The sequence below is a fragment of the Actinoplanes sp. NPDC026670 genome, assembly GCF_040638175.1.
Classification (GTDB): domain Bacteria; phylum Actinomycetota; class Actinomycetes; order Mycobacteriales; family Micromonosporaceae; genus Actinoplanes.
The window spans coordinates 1-15767 of sequence record NZ_JBEZXU010000056.1 but is presented as its reverse complement, the minus strand read 5'-3'; the positions used below and the strand labels follow the sequence as shown (position 1 = coordinate 15767).

The following is a 15767-nucleotide window of genomic DNA, read 5'->3' as shown; positions in this document are numbered from 1 at the left end:
GGGCATCGCGCCCCGTGGCCGGGCGGACACCGGCACGCGCCTGGGGATTTCCCGATGAGTACTCCGATCGGCGGGGCGGGGGTCATCGCCCGGGAGAACCCCGCCCGTACCACCGAAATCGTCGGGGTGGTGGCTGAGACGCCGGCGGCAGCGGTCTCGGAGATCGTCCGCGAAGCGGACGCTGAGCAGCGGAAATGGGCCACCCGGGAGTTGCCGGAGCGACTCGCGGTGTTGAGCCGGGCCGCCGTGGCGATCGAGGACGCCGTCGAGGAACTGGCCACCCTCCTCGCCCGCGAGTCCGGCAAGGTGATCGGGGACTGCCGTGGCGAGATCGGCTTCGCGGTCCGCTACCTGCGGTGGGTGGCCGAGCACGCGCCCGCCGCCTACGCCGACCGGGTCGTCGACGACGAACTCGGCCGGATCGTCGAGCAGCGCAGACCCTACGGGGTGGTCGCCGCGATCACGCCATGGAACGCGCCGGTCATCCTCACGGTGCTGAAGCTCGCCCCGGCCCTCGCGGCCGGGAACGCGGTCGTCGTCAAACCGTCGCCGCTCGCGCCGCTGACCGTCTCCCGGGTGATCGCGCTGTTCGAGGCGCCGGTCCGGGTCGTGCACGGCAGCGCCGACACGGGAGCGGCGCTGGTCGGGCACGAACTCGTCCGCAAGGTCGCGTTCACCGGCGGCTCGCCGGGCGGCCGGGCGGTCGCCGCGCTCGCCGGGGACCGGCTCACCCCGTCGGTCCTGGAGCTGGGCGGCAACGACCCGGCGGTGTTCCTGGACGACGCCCCGTTCGACGACGACACCGTCGACCGGCTGGTGATGGCGAGTTTCGCGACCAGCGGCCAGGTGTGCATGGCGGCGAAACGGCTCTACGTCCCGGCGTCCCGGCTGGACTCGTTCGTCGAGGCCTACCTGGCCGCCGCCGGCCGGGTCCTGGTCACCGGCGACCCGCTCGCCGACGGCGTGACCATGGGCCCGGTGATCTCGGCCGCCGCCCAGCGAGCCGCCATCACCCTGCGCGGCGGCCCTGCCCTCCCGGCGCTTTCCGGCGGCGGGACCGTGCACGACCTCGGCCGGTTCGACGGCGATCCGGAGACCGGCTACTTCGTCCGGCCGGCGCTGGTGGCCGGCCCCGATCCGGCGTCGCCTCTCGTCGCCGCGGAACAGTTCGCGCCGATCGTGCCGGTGCTCGGCTACACCTCCGAGGAACAGGTGCTGGCCGCCGCGAACGCCGGCGAGCTCGGCCTCGGCGCCTCGGTGTGGAGCGCCGACGAGGAGCGGGCGTTCGCGTTCGCGCGGCGGTTCGAGGCCGGTTTCACGTTCGTCAACACGCACAACCGCACCGGCATGAGCCTGCGCGCCCCGTTCGGCGGTGTGAAGCGCTCCGGCTGGGGCCGCGAATACGCCGGCGAGGGCCTCGCCGAGTACGTCCAGACCTGCGTGATCCATGCGCCGGCCGCGTTCCGTCCGGGCGCCGGGCCGGTCTCGGGTGGCCCGTCGGCGTACCCGGCGGGCTGATGTAGACGCCGCGAACCGTGACCGCCCGGGCGCAGAAGAGAGGGCTGCCGCCCGGCCCGGTCACGGTTCGCGGTCCCCACCAGAGCCAGCCGGACACCACCACGAAGCGGGAGCGGATCATGAAGCTGGGACGTGGGACCGCCGCGTTCGCCGTGGCGCTGCTGCTGGGTGGGTGCGCCTGGCTGGAGCCACCGATCGACGAGTCGGAGCTCGCCGACCCGGCGCTCGGGCCCGCCGAGGAACTGCTGCGATCGGTGCCCGGTGCGGGTGCGCCCGCCTACCGGTTCACCATCGGCGGCGGTGGGTCCTGCATGCGCGCCGAAGGTGTGGCCGACATCGCCGGGGAGGCCTTCCAGCTGACGATCACCATGGACGGGCCGGAAGCCGGCAGCAGCATCAGCATGGGGTTCCTGGTGCTGGGCGAGGAGACCTGGATCCGGCTGCGCCTGGAACCGGCCGCGATCGGCGAGCAGCTCGGCATCCCGGACGGGTGGGTGGCGTTCGATCCGGAGCGGGTCGAGTCGTTCCGGATCGAGGCGGACGGCGGCGGGACGGATCCGGTCGGGGCCGGGGACCTGCTGGCGAACGCGGCCGGGGTGGCCCGGGCCGGGAACCGGAGATACTCCGGAACCCTCGATCTCACCAAGGTGACCGACCCGATGCTGCTCAGCGCCGAGCAGGTGACGGCGCTGGGCGAGGCCGCGACGTCGGTGCCGTTCACCGCGAGCGTCGACGCCGGGGGCCGGCTGTCCGCGCTGACCACCCAGATCCCGGCCGGCGGTGGGAAGGCCGGTGGCACGTGCCGGATCGCGTTCACCGACTACGGCAAGGCGGCCACCCCGGCCGCGCCGGTGGCAACGGATCGCAGCGAAGAGGCCGAGGAGAAGATCTACGAAATCCTGAGTAGCTGACGAACGGCCAGCATTGACAGGATTTTCGCGGGCTGGTAGGCGTACACGGCAAAAAATATGATTTGCGGCGTCCAGTGAGACCGACTCCCCCGGAGCCACCCTTGCGCCTCTACCGACGCGTCGCCGGCCTGGCCGCTGTCACCGCCCTCAGCCTCGGAGCCGCCGCCTGCGGGATCGCGGAAGCCGCCGTCGACGCGGCCGCGGCCGCCACCCCGGTCGGCAAGCTGGTGGCCGCGGCCCCGGATGAGGCAACGCCGGCCTTCGCGTTCGCCACCAAGGGCGCGTGCGTGGGGACCATCTCCGGAGTGGTCGACCCGGCGGCGAAGGCAGCCCGGGCATCGACCACCGCGACGGTTCCGCGAGTGGGCTCGGTCACGATGAGCTATCTCCTGATCGGCGAGGACAAGTCCTTCTTCAGCATCGCCTTCAAACCGGCGTCACTGCACGCCGCCAACGGCGTCCCGAAGGGCTGGCACAAGGTCGATCCGGCAAAGGTCGGCGAGGCGTCCCGGCAGATGCTGGTCTACGGCCCCAAGATCCTCGACCCGCTCGGAGTCGGCGGTCTCGCCTCGGTGGCGTCGAACGTGTCCCAGGACGGCACGAAGTTCACCGGGACGGTCGACATGACCAGGATCCCGCAGGACGAACGGATCCTGCCGGTCACCACCATGACCAAGCTCGGCGACCGGGCGAAGGCCGTGCCGTTCGAGGCGATCGTCGACGAGGCCACCGGGACCACGACGAGCTTCAAGCTCAGCCCGCCGGATGCGAAGTCGTGCACCGCCACGTACGACAAGTTCGGCGCCGTCAAGAAGGTGTCCGCGCCGAAGGCGAAGAAGGCCACCGCCACCCTGTACCGGCTCCTCGGCGCCTGAACTGAACCGGGGCCGGTCGCGATCTCGGCCGGCCCCGCCGGCGTTTCAGTTCTCGGCGCAGTCAGTTCTCGGCGTTGGTCAGTTCTCCGTGTTGGTCAGTTCTCCGTGTAGTCGACGACAGCTCGGGAGGTCAGGAGCGGGCGGAGCCAGGCGCCGAGTTCGAGATGTGCCGGATGCTGCTGATATGCCCGGAGATCATCGGCGTCCTGGTGGGTGGTCACGAGGTGCAGGTGCCAGGACACTTCGGTGTGCAGCTCGTCGAGGTGGACACGGAGGGAACGGATCGCCGGAACCGCCCCGGCCAGCTTCTCCAGGCGCGTCCGGGCCTCGGCAGCATCCCCGGCATCCGAAAACTTCATCAGAACGACGTGCACAAGCACCCTGTGCTCCTCAAAAATATCTTTGCCATCGAGATAACCCCTGTTGCTAAGCGGCACCCGAGTGTAGTTTTGGGAAACGCCGTTTCGCTAGGGGGAACCGGATGCCCGGTGCTGTACGCGTCGCCGCCGCCCAGATCGAGGCCGGCCAGGACGTCGCGGAAAATCTCGCCGCCTGCCTGCGCGTCATCGACGCCGCCGCCGAGCAGCGAGCGCAACTCGTGGTCCTGCCCGAGTTCTGCAACCATCTTTCCTGGTACGCGTCCCGCGCCCAGGCGCACGAGCGGGCGACCCGGCCCGGTGACGAATTCCTGACCGCCATCGCCGAGCGGGCCCGCCGGCACGGCATCTGGATCAAGATCAACCTCACGCACGCCCACCCGGACGGGACCACCGGCGGCACGAACTTCCTGTTCGACCCGGCCGGCGAGATCGTCGGGACCTGCGACAAGCAGACCCTGATGGGCGCCGAGAACGACTTCCTGGAGCCCGGCGCCACGGTCGGCCCGGTGGTGGACACGCCGCTCGGCCGGATCGGGATGTACGCCTGCATGGAGGGCGTGCTCAACGAGGTGGCCCGCGGGCTCGCCCTGCGCGGCGCCCAGGTGCTGCTGAACAGCTTGAACAGCTTCGCTCTGGACGAGGCCGACCTGCACATCCCGGTGCGCGCCGCGGAGAACAAGGTGTGGGTGGTGGCGGCCAACAAGGTCGGTCCGCTGCTGCCCCGCGACGAGCTGCCGGCGATCGCTGCCCGGCTCGGGGTGCCACCGGAGTGGCTGCACGGGGCGGGCGAGTCGCAGATCGTCGCCCCCGACGGAACGGTGGTCGCCAAGGCCCCCCGCACCGGCGAGGCCGTGATCGTCGCCGACATCGACCCGGTGCAGGCCGACGACAAACGGCGACCGGACGGTACGGACATCTTCGCGTCCCGCCGCCCCGCGCTGTACGGCCCGATCGGCGCCGCACCGGTAGGACGGCAGCGCCCACCCGGCGCCCCGTCACTGCCGGTGGCCGTGGTCCGCGACATCGCGCTCCTGAGCGAAGCGGTGGCAAAGGGCGCGCAGCTGATCGTGCTCCCCGCAACCGACAGCGTGCCGACCTACGGTCCGGATCAAGCCGCACCTCACCACGCGAACCCGGCCGACACCAGCGTGCCGACCTCCGGTCCAGATCGAGCCACACCTCACCACGCGAACTCGGGCGGCGGCGGCGTGGTGACCTCTGGTTCGGATTGCGCCGCACGTTGCCACGCTATTTCGGGGGTGCTGGCGGGGAGCGGGGCGCATGTGGTCACCGTGATCGACGGTGAGGGTGTCGTGATCGGGGCGGACGGCGTCGTCGCCCGGCAACCGCGGATCCATGGCGGGCCGGGCACCGAGGTGGTCCCGGTCGACCTGGAATGGGGGCGCCTCGCGGTGATCGCCGGTGACGACGCGCTGTATCCGGAGACGTTCCGGCTGGCGGCACTGCTGGACGCCGACGTGGTGGCGGTCCCCTACGACGCGCAGGAGGACTGGGAGCTCGCCCTCGGCCTGCCCGAACGCGCCGCCGAGAACCGGCTCAACCTGGTCGTCGCCACCCCGCTCGGCCAGCCCGCGGCGATCCTCGCGATGACTCCCGACTTCACGCTCTGGACCAAATGGGAGGGGCCGTTCACCGGGCGGATCTCCACTCCGGTCCGCACCGACATCCCGGCCGGTGCGGCCTACGGCGCCGCCGAGGTCGCACCCGCCCAAGCAGCGAACCGGCTGGTCTCGCGCAACACCGACCTCGTCGACGGCCGCCCATGGCGACTGGTCGACGCCTTGATCCGCTGACCGGGCATGGACCTGTTCCAGGCATTGACCCGCAGATCACGCATCAACTTGATCCACGCGTAGACCCGCAGATCACGCATCGACTTGATCCACGCATAGACCCGCTGACCGGGCAGGGACCTGGTCCACGCATTGACTCGACTTGACGCATCGACTTGATGCGTTGACTCGACGAACGCATTGACTCGACTTGACGCATTGATTCGATAACGAAGGGTGCACATAGTGGCCGAGACGATCCAGCACGTAGAGGACATGGTCGACAACTCGCCGGTCATCGACGTGCACGACACGTTCAACTACTACCGGCAGTTGCTCGCCGATTTGAAGGCGAAGATCGACGCCCGGTTCGAGCTGACGCGCGACCCGTCGACGCTGGAGTTGCAGACCTACGGCACCTACCCGGACGGGCCCGGTGGATCACTGGAGGCGTACGCCGGGCCGGAGATCGACTGGATGGTCCACTCGTGGATCGGCAACCCGGGCGCCAGTTTCGCCAATCTGCACCTGACCGCCTGGCTCGGCCCGCAGGTCAGGGTGCCGCACCTGGGCATCGCCCTGCTGGTGTGGCCGGGTGGATGGTTCTACCTGGACTCGGTGCCGCGGACCAACATGGTCGAGGACGCCGACTACTTCGACAAGTACTACGCCGGCCTCGACGAGGAGTGGCTGGAACTGCGGTCCGACCCGGAGTTCGAGTACTTCGTGAGCCGGGCCGGGTTCATCCGGGCCAGTCTGTCGCCGACGGCATACTGCTATTCGTTCGAGCGTTCGCAGCGCAACCTGGAGATCGTGTCGCAGCGGGCGCACGCGCACGTGGACCGCTGGCTGCGCTGGGTCGACGAGGCCGAGCCGGTGCCGGCCGACGAGCAGGCCGCGCTCGCCCGGACCGACGAGACGATCCGGCGCAACATCGCCGAGCGGGACCCGGCGAACGTGATGGGCGTCCGGTTCTTCGGCGAGGAGACCACGAACAAGCTGGTCCGGGCCCTGTGGGGCGGCGACCGTCAGCTCCCGCGGGCCGGAGAAAAACGATGACCACGACAGCGGGGCAGGGCACTACCGGGGCGGCTGAGGGGCACGAAGATGCCCGGACGGCCGAGGGGCACGAAGATGCCCGGGCGGCCGAGGGGCACGACGCCGGCCGGGCGGCAGCGGGGCACACGACGGTTCGTTCGGTTTGGTGGGCGGCTGCGATTCCCGGGGCCGAGGCGCCGTTCGACACCGCGCACCTGCGGGTCTTCTATCCGTCGAAGCCGACCGGCTCGGACGCGGAACGGCTCTCCGGCGTCTTCCCGGCCGACCCGGCACAGGCGCCGTACCCGGTGGCGATCATCGTCTCCGGCGTCAACGTGGGCCAGGAGGCCTACCGGTGGCTGGCCGTCGAACTCGCCTCGCGTGGCTACGTCGCCGTCACCTACGACTGGGTGGGTGAGCTGTTCGGCGGCCTGAAGGGCATCACGCCCGGGGTCGAGCTGGCCGCCGCGAAACCGGACGCCTACGGAACGCGGGCCACCACCCCGTCGGTGCCCGCCGTGATCAACGCGCTGCGGGAGATCACCGGCCCGGTCGAAGGGCTCCTGGATCTCGACAACGTGGCGCTGATCGGCCATTCCGCCGGTGGCACCGTCATCCTGCAGAGCGCCCGGTTCTTCCCCGAGGTCAAGGCGGTGGCCGCCTACGGCACGCACACCATGGTGGCGACCATGCTGGGCTGGCCGGCCGGCACGGTGCTGCCCGCGCAGGTGGACTGCCCGGTGCTGCTGATGAACGGCGAGAACGACGGCGTCATCAACGGCTCGGCCGACCGCTACGGCGAGGAGGCGGCGACCCGCAGGGACCCGATCAGCCGGACCTTCGACGAGGCGCTGCCCACCGCGGACGGCGCGAACGTGCAGGTCACCTTCGCCGGGGCGAACCACTTCGGAATCGTGCACCCGGTCGACGACACCGCGGCCCGCGCGTTCCTCGACCTCGCCGCCACCACCGACCCCGCGGCCACCCGGGCCGCTCTCGTGGACGTCACCGCGGCGTTCCTCGACACCCACCTGCGCGGAGCGGACTCCGGCGCTTTGCACAAAGCCTTGAAAAACCCTGACATCGCCGGAATGCGGCGGAGGTAGCTGCCATGCTCAAGAACTTCTGGTACGCGGTGGAGTTCTCCGACAAGGTCACCACCAAACCGGCCCGGATCACGGTGCTCGGCCAGTATCTCGTCGTCTACCGCACCCCCAAGCAGGGCCGGGTGGTGGCGCTGAGCGACCTGTGCGTGCACCGGGGCGCCGCGCTGTCCGGCGGCTGGCTCAACGACGACAAGATCGTCTGCCCGTACCACGGGTGGGAGTACGAACCGGACGGCGCCTGCGTGAAGATCCCGGCGAACCTCCCGGGGCGGGGCATCCCGAAGAAGGCACGCGTCGACTCGTACCCCGTACAAGAAAAGTATGGTTTTGTCTGGGTCTTCATGGGTGATCTTCCGGAGGAAGAGCGTCCGCCGATGCCGGTCTGGCCGGAATTCGACGACCTGGTGGAGAACGGCGGCAAGTTCCGCACGGTGACCGGCGAGTTCCTGTGGAAGGCCAACTACGAGCGGATCCTGGAGAACGGCTGCGACATCGCACACGCGCCGTTCGTGCACGCCGGCCGGTTCGGCAACCCGGACATGCCGCAGGTCCCCGACTACGAGGTCGAGCACCCGGACGAGTGGTCGGCGTTCGCCACCGTCGATCTGCACCCGCCGAAGCCGTCCGGGCTGTGGGGCAAGTTCGGCCGGCTGGTCGGCAACGACCTGAAGAAGCGGCCGCCGGTCACCACGTCGGCCGGCTGGATGCTGCCCAACATGATCAAGCTGCATGTGCGGCTGCCGATCGGCGACATGATCATCTACGACACCAACATCCCGATCGACGAGACGACCACGCTGGTCAAGTGGGTCGCGCTGCGCACCTTCTTCACCGGCACGTGGGCCAACAAGGACGCCATCAACCGCACCATGCGCATCTTCTACGAGGACGCCGAGGTGGTGAACAAGGTCCGGCCCGAGTTGCTGCCGTTCGACCTGGGCGCCGAGTTGCACATCAAGAGCGACATCATCGCGGTCGAGTACCGGCGCCGCCGCCAGGAACTCGCCGACAAGGGCTGGCTGCTCAACGAGGACGACTTCATCACCGGTGACGTGCCGCGCCGGACGGCGACCGTGATCCCGTCGCCGGCCCGCCGGGAGAGCCCGGAACTGTCCCGCGCCTGGGTGCACAAGGCCCGCGGCGAACACCCGACCGTCGCCGCGTCCCGCCTGATGGGTGCAGAGGAAGAGGAAACCAAATGAGCCTGCCCGCCGCCCTCTCCGACACCACGCTCGACAGGATCCTCGCCCGCTTCGTGGTCTCGCTCGACGAGGACCGGGAGCTGACCTCCGCCATGGGCCCGGTCGGCCGGATCCGGGTGTGGCGCGGCGACGGACCGGTCGTGAAGGTCGTCAACGTCTCGCTGGTCGTCCCGCCGATCGGGCTGGACAGCCACATGATCTTCGCGTTCACCGCGCCGGACTCCGGCGTCCCGCACTTCACGCTGGACTCGGTGGCCAACGGGGACAACTACGCGTTCCACCTCGACCTGATCCCGCGGATCGACCTGGCCACGTCGCTGTCCTACCTGGACACCGTCTACGAGCCGCTGACCTCCCTGTACTCATCCGTTTCCGAGCGCGAGGGCCTGTCCCCGGCCCACCTGACCCCGCGCCAGTACGCGCTCATGTCGCCCTGGATGCTGGTCAACCGGGCGACTCAGGCCGCCTTCGAGGGCATCGGCGACGCCGTCGACGCCTACCTCGAACACTGGGCGGCGCTGGTCGAGAAGGGCGTCGAGGCGGCCGGCACCGCGGACCGTGACGCCGCCCACCGGGAGCTGCTGTTCAGCCCGGAGATCGATCCGGTGTGGAAGCAGACGGTCCGGCTGCTCGGCGAGGAGCAGAGCGAATCGGTGCGCCTGGCCCTGGTGAGCAATGACTGAGCCGTCCGTCTGGCAGAAACGCATCGCCGGCGAGTGGCACGGACGGCCGTCGCTGTTCGACCACAACGGCACGTGGTGCGGATTCGAGGAGATCAGACGATCCTCGGAGTACGTGGACGGCGTCACCACGTACCGGATGGATGGGGGTTTGATCGGGGGTGGCCCACTGGCCGGGCAGTTCCGGCTCGGCGCGCCGTTCTCGTTCGGGGTGATCGACTCCGACTCGAACCGGGTCTACACCGGGCCGGACTTCTTCGGGACCGGGCAGCCGTACGGGTCGTTCGTCGACTCGCACTACTACGGCCCGGGCTGGCAGGTCGACCTGAACACCTGGAACCAGGTCCTGCCGGACGGCGAGACGCAGGTCTACTCGTCGGTGCTCTACCAGGGCTGGGCGGTGGTCGGCTGTTTCAACGGCCTCTACACGCGCACCCCGTCACTCGTGGCGGACCTGATCGAGGCGGAGACGCGGAACGGGCCGGTGCCGTACATCCTGCCGACCAAGCAGGCCGGGGCGTTCACCGGTTCGCTGGAGCTGTGGGGCGCCGACCAGAAACTGCGCGGCACGGTCGAGGCGTCCCTCGCTCTCGACCCGGTCGACCTGCTGCGGACCCGGCGCACGGTGTCCTGGCAGGGGGCCGGGCTGGACCGGACGTTCACCACCGAGACCCGGCGCGACGGCAACCGGCTGTTCTTCGAGGGGCCTGACGCGTGGGGCAACGCGGTCGGGTTCGGGCGGGCGTCGTTCCAGTCGCTGCACTTCACCGACGTCTGGAAGGTCAAGGCGCGGGAGTTCTCGATCGACGCCGCGCCGGGGATGTCGGCCGGTAGGCAACTCGCCGTGGTCTACGAGCTGTTCCACGGCGGCAACCTGGACTCGGTGCTGCACGGCCTTCTGGAGTGGACCTCATGACCGTCGTCGTGGTGACCGGTGGGACGCGCGGGATCGGGCGGGGCCTGGTCGATGCGTTCCTCGCCCAGGGTGCTTCGGTGGCCTACTGCGGGCGGACGCTCCCTGCGGACGAGATTCCCGGCACTCTCGCAGTGGCCGCCGACGTGACAAATCGGGCGGACGTCGGCAAGCTCTGGGACGCCGCGGTCGACAAATTCGGAAAAGTCGATATCTGGGTCAACAATGCCGGGATGTCCAACTCGCGGAAGCCGCTGTGGGAGCTCGACCCCGCCGAGATCTCCAGTGTCGTCGGGCTCAACCTGGAGGGAACACTCCAGGCCAGCGCGGTCGTGCTGGAAGCGATGCTCGCCCAGGGCCACGGCACGCTCTGGAACATGGAGGGCCTCGGCTCCAACGGCCAGATCGTTCCCGGCCTGACCCCCTACGGCGCGACCAAACGAGCCCTCACCTACGCCACCCTCGCGATGGCCAAGGAGCTCAAGGACACCCCGGTCAAGGTCGCCCTGCTCTCCCCCGGCATGGTCGTCACCGACCTGCTGCTCCAGGACTACGACCCGGCCGAGCTGGAGAAGGCCAAGAAGATCTTCAACATCCTGGCCGACCGGGTCGAGACGGTCACCCCGTGGCTCGCGGCGAAGGTCCTGGCCGGCACGAGGAACGGTGGCCGGGTCGCCTGGCTGACCGGTCCGAAAGCCGCCTACCGGTTCGCCACCGCCGCGTTCCGCAAGCGTGACCTCTTCGGGGACTCCTGATGGACTATCCGATCATCCTGGCGGTCGAGGACTTCGTACCGGTCATCTTCGGGTCCATCGGTTTCGCCCTGCTCGGCCGGACCGCGCCGACCGCAGCCGCGCAGAAGGCCGGCCTCGCCGGCGCGATCCTGATCGGCGCCGGCGGCTTCGCCAAATGCCTCTGGAAACTGGGGTACGCCGCCGGCGCCGGCGACTGGACGCTGCTCGAACAGTCGCTGTTCCCGCTGATGGCGGCGGGCGCCACCCTGCTGTCGTGGTCCCTCGCGGTCACCGTGCGACGCGGGCGGAGGACCCACTTCTGGCCGTTCGCGCTGACCTTCGCGCTCTGCGTGGCCGGCGCGCTGCTGTCCGGCAGCCTGAACCCGCTGTTCGTGGCGGCCACCCTCGGCGTCACCGCGGTCAGTGTGCTCGGGGCCGTCGTCGCCGGCCGGCACAGACAGTGGTGGGCGGTCAGCCTCTACGCGCTCGGGCTGGTCCTGGTGATGGGGCTGGTGCCGCTGCGTTCGTCCGACGAGCACCACACCCTCGCCTTCCAGTGGCTGGAGCAGTCGATCAACACCGCGGCCCAGGGCTGCCTGCTGGTCGCGGCCTGGCTCACCCTCCGGGCCACCACCCGCCCCGTACTCGTTGGAGCCTCCTCATGACCGACGCCCTCGGCTGGCGCCGCAAGTTCGGCGTCATCGCCCCGTCCACCAACACGATCGTCGAACCCGACTTCTACGCGATGGCCGTACCCGGCGTGACCTCGCACTTCTCCCGCATCCACATCCGCAACCAGGACCTGTCCGACGACGCGAACTTCGAGAACCTGCTGGTCCAGATCCGCGGTGAGATCGGCTTCGCCTGCGAGCGGGTGCTGACCTGCGAACCCGACTACATGGTGATGGGCATGTCGGCCGAGACGTTCTGGGGCGGCGTCGAGGGCAACCGCGAGTTCGTGGCCCAGATCAAGGAGATCACCGGGCTCGAGGTGGCCACCGGCGCGGAGGCGTGCGAACGGGCGCTGAAACTCTACGGAGCCCGCCGGATCGGGGTGGTCACCCCGTACCAGCCGGTCGGTGACGCCAACGTGGTCCGGTTCTTCGGTGAGATCGGCTTCGAGGTGACCGCCATCGAGGGCCTGAAGTGCCCGACCGCGGTGTCCATCGCACACGTCACCGAGGACGAGTTGCGTGCCGCGATCCTCAACGTCAACGCCCCCGACGTCGACGCGATCGTCCAGTGCGGCACCAACCTGTCCATGGTCCGGCTGGCCGACGAGGCGGAACGCTGGCTCGGCAAGCCGGTGATCGCGATCAATGCGGCGACCTGGTGGATGGCGCTGCGCGAGAACGGCATCAAGGACAAGGTGTACGGGGCGGGCTCCCTGCTGCGCGAATACTGATTTGCCCCCGTCGATAGAGTCGGATCACTCAAGTGATCATGACGGGGGAACGATGACGATCGTGTCGACGCGCATCGGCGCCGCGCTGGCGGTGTCCGCGTTGCTGCTGGCCGGATGCGGGGCCGCGGAGTCACCGCGGCCCGCTCCACCGGCCGCCCCGAGCGCGGCCGCCGGCGCGGCTCCCGCCGCGTCCGCAAGCCCGGCGGCGCCGGCTGAGGAGCAGGCCCTGGCGCAGGCACGTTGATCAAGGGCAGAGTCTCCGGTACGGGCGCCGACTCCTGGGTCAACCTGACCAGCCGGACCGACCCGAAATGGCGGGCCGGAATCCTGACCACCGGCAAGCGCCACCCGAGGTACTGGACCACCGCGACGTCGAACGCCACCATCACCGAGTTCGACGCCGCGCTCCCGGTGATCAAGCGGCCGGCGAAGGCCGACGTCGTCACCTACGACGAGCTGTCCGACTGAGGTCACCTGTGACGTCGGGTAACCCGCCGCCTACCATGAGATATGCCTTGTAATCGCCGCATAAAGGTAATCGATTCGTTGTGCTCCGCCGATAGGTTTCCGAGCTCAGAATGATTCCGCGCGGCGCGGGGGTCCACGCCGCGGTATTTGAGAGAAGATCGATGACGAAGATTGCCTTCCGGGCCGGCCTCGCTGCCCTGGCCGCCGCCGGCATGCTGCTCTCCGGCTGCGGCGGTTCCGACAGCACCGAGTCGAAGGGCGGGACCGCGGCCTCGCAGGCGCCGGCCGACAACGGGGTGGCGGCGCTGACCGCCGACGAGATCCTGGCGAAGGCCAAGGAGGCCCTGACCAAGGCCGGTTCGTTCCACATCGCCGGTTCGGCCACGACCGACGGCGAGACCATGTCGCTGGACTTCAAGGTCTCCGGCTCGGACTTCACCGGCAAGATGTCGATGGCCAAGGACGCCGACGTCGAGATCCTGTCGGTCGGCGGCAAGCAGTACATGAAGCCGTCCGAGGGTTTCTGGGCGCTGCTCGCAGGTCCCGAGCAGGCCAAGACGATGGCCGCGGCGACCGGTGGCAAGTGGGTTCTGGTGCCGGCGAAAGACCAGGTCAGCGGCCTGTTCGCGGCGGCCGACGTGAACGAGCTGCTGAAGCCGACCGGCACCCTGTCCAAGGGTGAGGCGACCAAGGTCGGCGAGCAGCCGGTGATCACCCTGAAGGACTCCGGCGACGCCGAGTCCCTGCTGTTCGTCGCGACCGTCGGCGAGCCGTACCCGGTGCGCATCGGCCCGTCCGCCACCGGCGAGGGCGTCACGTTCAGCGAGTTCGGCGCCAAGTTCGACGGCATCGTGGCCCCGGCCGCGGACCAGGTCATCGACCAGGCCAGCCTGGGCAAGTAAGGCACGGATCGGGGGTGTGGGACCCTGCCCCGCGCAAGCCGGCCCCACACCCCTGAACCGTTCCGCCCGCCGGAGTGGGCGGAACGCGGCTACCGGAAACTCGCGACCCGCCGGCGCCGGGCCGCCGGGAGCAGGAGCAGCAGACCCGCTCCGGGCAGCAGCAGAGCGCTGCCGATCAGCACCACCGTCGCCCACTCCTGGCCGGGACCGGTCTTCGGCAGGGCATCCGAGTCGTCCGCGGTCGCAGTCGCGGTGGCCGTGGACGTACCCGAAGCGAATTTGATCGTGACCTGGACCTTGTTGGCCGCGACCTCGGCCGCGGTGTGACTGGACGGCAGCAGCTGTGCCGCCACCACGCATCCGTTGTCGCAGCTCTTGCCGGTGAACGACTTCTGGATGGTCAGGGTCAGGGTCTTCGTCTTGCCGGACGTGTCGGTGGAGACGAACTCGGCGCCGCCGGTCAGATTGCAGTCGGTGGCGGTCGCCGGGTTCTTGACGCACTGGCCGAGCGCCAGATCGGTGAGGCCGGGAGTGAACCCGGTGCCGTAGACGGTGATCTTCTCGCCGTCGGCGATGCCGCTGGTCTTGGAGACGTGCAGTTTCGCCGCGGCCAGCGCCGGGGCCGGCTGCACGAACAGCACGGCGCCCGCACCGATCAGGCCGGAGGCGGCCGCAGCGGCCAGCCTTCTCCAGAACGTGTCAAGGACCATCGATGGAACCTCCATATCAGGAAGGGTCTCCGGACCGGGCCACGGCAGCCGCGTCGGTGCCGAGGTAGGACAGGACGACCGCGGGATGGTTACGGACCTGGTCCGGCGGCCCCTGCGCGATCACCGTTCCGGCGTCCATGGCGATCAGCCGGTCGGCGACCCGGGACAGCAGTGGCAGGTCGTGTTCGATGACGAGGATCGTGGTGCCGAGCTCGGCGCGGACCCGCAGCATCAGGTCGCCGAGCGCCTTCCCGTCGGCCTGGGTGAGACCCGACGACGGCTCGTCGAGCAGCAGCAGCCGGGGGCGCAGGGTGAGCAGGCAGCACAGCTCGACGACGCGGCGGGTGCCGGTGGAGAGCTCCCCGACCGGCCGCCCGGCCAGCCAGCCGAGGCCCATGGCGTGCAGGGCGGCGTCGGCGCCGGCCGTCTTCGCGGCCTCGGAACGGTCGTCGCCGATCATGTCGAGTCCGAGACGGACCGGGGCGCCGGCCTCGGCGGCGACCATCACGTTCTCACGGACCGTCATCGCCGGGAACAGCCTGGCATCCTGGAACGATCGCACCAGACCCGACCGGGCCCGCCGCTCCGGAGTCCACGATGTGACCGGTCTCCCCTGGTAACGGACCACACCGCCGTCGGCTGCGGTGAATCCGGCGAGGATCTCGAAGAGCGTCGTCTTACCGGCGCCGTTCGGCCCGATGATCCCGACGATCTCACCCTCAGTGACGGTGAACGTGGCATCCTGCACGGCGCGCACCCCACCGAACGACCGCCGGACCCCACTGACCTCCAGCAACGGCGCGAAAGACGCCCCGGGCGCCAGCGGTTCGGCCGGCAACCGGCCGATGTTCCACAAACGAGGACCATCCTTCGGTACGGCCGACGTGCTCCGCCCAGCGAAAGAGGCATCCACCCCGCCCCCGGTGCTATCCGGAACGCCCTCATCCCACGCCGCCAAGACCGCCGGCCGTCGCTCACCATGGTCATCGGGGGCGCTTTCCATCGCTGAGCGACGGCTGGCGGTCGTGGCGGGCTCGCCCGCCGAACCGGCGGCCGGTGGCCGGCCGGCGAGCCGGGACCGGACCCGGTCCGCCAGCCGTCGCTCACCACTGGTATCCGGGGCGTTTTCCAG

General features: G+C 69.9%; 18 protein-coding genes. 15 read left to right on the top strand and 3 right to left on the bottom strand.

Annotation, left to right across the window (positions count from 1 at the left end; translation table 11 throughout):
* Positions 1 to 54: 54 nt before the first annotated feature.
* The 3 genes from AB0E94_RS38510 (at position 55) to AB0E94_RS38500 (ending at position 3304) form a co-directional block, all read left to right on the top strand.
* The gene (locus AB0E94_RS38510; RefSeq protein WP_360336748.1) at positions 55 to 1518 is read left to right on the top strand and encodes an aldehyde dehydrogenase family protein; all 1464 of its coding nucleotides are present in this window, start codon (positions 55 to 57) and stop codon (positions 1516 to 1518) included.
* A 119-nt stretch (positions 1519 to 1637) separates the two neighbouring features.
* Positions 1638 to 2429 (top strand): hypothetical protein, encoded by a 792-nt coding sequence (locus AB0E94_RS38505; protein WP_360336746.1) that lies wholly within the window; start codon positions 1638 to 1640, stop codon positions 2427 to 2429.
* A gap of 101 nt (positions 2430 to 2530) precedes the next feature.
* Entirely contained in the window at positions 2531 to 3304 is a 774-nt protein-coding gene (locus AB0E94_RS38500; protein WP_360336744.1) for a hypothetical protein, read from the top strand.
* A 95-nt stretch (positions 3305 to 3399) separates the two neighbouring features.
* On the opposite strand, the gene AB0E94_RS38495 is transcribed toward AB0E94_RS38500, so the two are convergent.
* Positions 3400 to 3678, bottom strand: coding sequence for a Dabb family protein (locus AB0E94_RS38495; protein ID WP_360336851.1), 279 nt, complete (start codon positions 3676 to 3678; stop codon positions 3400 to 3402).
* A gap of 107 nt (positions 3679 to 3785) precedes the next feature.
* Between AB0E94_RS38495 and AB0E94_RS38490 the strand changes: the two genes are divergently transcribed.
* From AB0E94_RS38490 to AB0E94_RS38435, 12 genes are all read left to right on the top strand, one after another.
* Positions 3786 to 5498, top strand: a complete 1713-nt coding sequence (locus AB0E94_RS38490; protein WP_360336742.1) for a nitrilase-related carbon-nitrogen hydrolase — start codon at positions 3786 to 3788, stop codon at positions 5496 to 5498.
* A 225-nt stretch (positions 5499 to 5723) separates the two neighbouring features.
* Positions 5724 to 6536, top strand: a complete 813-nt coding sequence (locus AB0E94_RS38485; protein WP_360336740.1) for an oxidoreductase — start codon at positions 5724 to 5726, stop codon at positions 6534 to 6536.
* Positions 6533 to 7621, top strand: coding sequence for a dienelactone hydrolase family protein (locus tag AB0E94_RS38480; RefSeq protein WP_360336738.1), 1089 nt, complete (start codon positions 6533 to 6535; stop codon positions 7619 to 7621). The genes AB0E94_RS38485 and AB0E94_RS38480 overlap by 4 nt, the downstream gene beginning before the upstream one ends.
* 5 nt (positions 7622 to 7626) lie before the next feature.
* The gene (locus AB0E94_RS38475; RefSeq protein ID WP_360336736.1) at positions 7627 to 8823 is read left to right on the top strand and encodes an aromatic ring-hydroxylating dioxygenase subunit alpha; all 1197 of its coding nucleotides are present in this window, start codon (positions 7627 to 7629) and stop codon (positions 8821 to 8823) included.
* Positions 8820 to 9506: a hypothetical protein gene (locus tag AB0E94_RS38470; RefSeq protein WP_360336734.1), complete on the top strand. Its 687-nt coding sequence runs from the start codon at positions 8820 to 8822 to the stop codon at positions 9504 to 9506. Before AB0E94_RS38475 ends, AB0E94_RS38470 begins: the two co-directional genes overlap by 4 nt.
* Entirely contained in the window at positions 9499 to 10419 is a 921-nt protein-coding gene (locus tag AB0E94_RS38465; RefSeq protein ID WP_360336732.1) for a hypothetical protein, read from the top strand. Before AB0E94_RS38470 ends, AB0E94_RS38465 begins: the two co-directional genes overlap by 8 nt.
* A complete protein-coding gene (locus AB0E94_RS38460; RefSeq protein WP_360336730.1) occupies positions 10416 to 11171 on the top strand; it encodes an SDR family oxidoreductase in 756 nt (251 codons plus the stop codon). Before AB0E94_RS38465 ends, AB0E94_RS38460 begins: the two co-directional genes overlap by 4 nt.
* Positions 11171 to 11815 carry a hypothetical protein gene (locus tag AB0E94_RS38455; RefSeq protein WP_360336728.1) on the top strand — a complete coding sequence of 215 codons (645 nt, stop codon included), beginning with the start codon at positions 11171 to 11173 and terminating at the stop codon, positions 11813 to 11815. Before AB0E94_RS38460 ends, AB0E94_RS38455 begins: the two co-directional genes overlap by 1 nt.
* On the top strand, positions 11812 to 12555 hold the full coding sequence (locus AB0E94_RS38450; RefSeq protein ID WP_360336726.1) for an arylmalonate decarboxylase: 744 nt from the start codon (positions 11812 to 11814) through the stop codon (positions 12553 to 12555). The genes AB0E94_RS38455 and AB0E94_RS38450 overlap by 4 nt, the downstream gene beginning before the upstream one ends.
* 61 nt (positions 12556 to 12616) lie before the next feature.
* A complete protein-coding gene (locus AB0E94_RS38445) occupies positions 12617 to 12799 on the top strand; it encodes a hypothetical protein (protein ID WP_360336724.1) in 183 nt (60 codons plus the stop codon).
* Positions 12796 to 13023: a hypothetical protein gene (locus AB0E94_RS38440; RefSeq protein WP_360336722.1), complete on the top strand. Its 228-nt coding sequence runs from the start codon at positions 12796 to 12798 to the stop codon at positions 13021 to 13023. The genes AB0E94_RS38445 and AB0E94_RS38440 overlap by 4 nt, the downstream gene beginning before the upstream one ends.
* 161 nt (positions 13024 to 13184) lie before the next feature.
* Positions 13185 to 13925 (top strand): hypothetical protein, encoded by a 741-nt coding sequence (locus tag AB0E94_RS38435; protein ID WP_360336720.1) that lies wholly within the window; start codon positions 13185 to 13187, stop codon positions 13923 to 13925.
* 89 nt (positions 13926 to 14014) lie between these two features.
* On the opposite strand, the gene AB0E94_RS38430 is transcribed toward AB0E94_RS38435, so the two are convergent.
* A complete protein-coding gene (locus tag AB0E94_RS38430; RefSeq protein ID WP_360336718.1) occupies positions 14015 to 14635 on the bottom strand; it encodes a neocarzinostatin apoprotein domain-containing protein in 621 nt (206 codons plus the stop codon).
* Between the two features lie 16 nt (positions 14636 to 14651).
* Positions 14652 to 15473, bottom strand: coding sequence for an ATP-binding cassette domain-containing protein (locus tag AB0E94_RS38425; RefSeq protein ID WP_360336716.1), 822 nt, complete (start codon positions 15471 to 15473; stop codon positions 14652 to 14654).
* Positions 15474 to 15767: the final 294 nt, after the last annotated feature.

Bases quoted from the DNA above. Each gene is read 5' to 3' on its own strand.
- AB0E94_RS38510 (WP_360336748.1), top strand. From the start codon at position 55: ATGAGTACTCCGATCGGCGGGGCGGGGGTCATCGCCCGGGAGAACCCC.
- AB0E94_RS38505 (WP_360336746.1), top strand. From the start codon at position 1,638: ATGAAGCTGGGACGTGGGACCGCCGCGTTCGCCGTGGCGCTGCTGCTG.
- AB0E94_RS38490 (WP_360336742.1), top strand. From the start codon at position 3,786: ATGCCCGGTGCTGTACGCGTCGCCGCCGCCCAGATCGAGGCCGGCCAG.
- AB0E94_RS38480 (WP_360336738.1), top strand. From the start codon at position 6,533: ATGACCACGACAGCGGGGCAGGGCACTACCGGGGCGGCTGAGGGGCAC.
- AB0E94_RS38475 (WP_360336736.1), top strand. From the start codon at position 7,627: ATGCTCAAGAACTTCTGGTACGCGGTGGAGTTCTCCGACAAGGTCACC.
- AB0E94_RS38470 (WP_360336734.1), top strand. From the start codon at position 8,820: ATGAGCCTGCCCGCCGCCCTCTCCGACACCACGCTCGACAGGATCCTC.
- AB0E94_RS38465 (WP_360336732.1), top strand. From the start codon at position 9,499: ATGACTGAGCCGTCCGTCTGGCAGAAACGCATCGCCGGCGAGTGGCAC.
- AB0E94_RS38460 (WP_360336730.1), top strand. From the start codon at position 10,416: ATGACCGTCGTCGTGGTGACCGGTGGGACGCGCGGGATCGGGCGGGGC.
- AB0E94_RS38455 (WP_360336728.1), top strand. From the start codon at position 11,171: ATGGACTATCCGATCATCCTGGCGGTCGAGGACTTCGTACCGGTCATC.
- AB0E94_RS38450 (WP_360336726.1), top strand. From the start codon at position 11,812: ATGACCGACGCCCTCGGCTGGCGCCGCAAGTTCGGCGTCATCGCCCCG.
- AB0E94_RS38435 (WP_360336720.1), top strand. From the start codon at position 13,185: ATGACGAAGATTGCCTTCCGGGCCGGCCTCGCTGCCCTGGCCGCCGCC.
- AB0E94_RS38430 (WP_360336718.1), bottom strand. From the start codon at position 14,635: ATGGTCCTTGACACGTTCTGGAGAAGGCTGGCCGCTGCGGCCGCCTCC.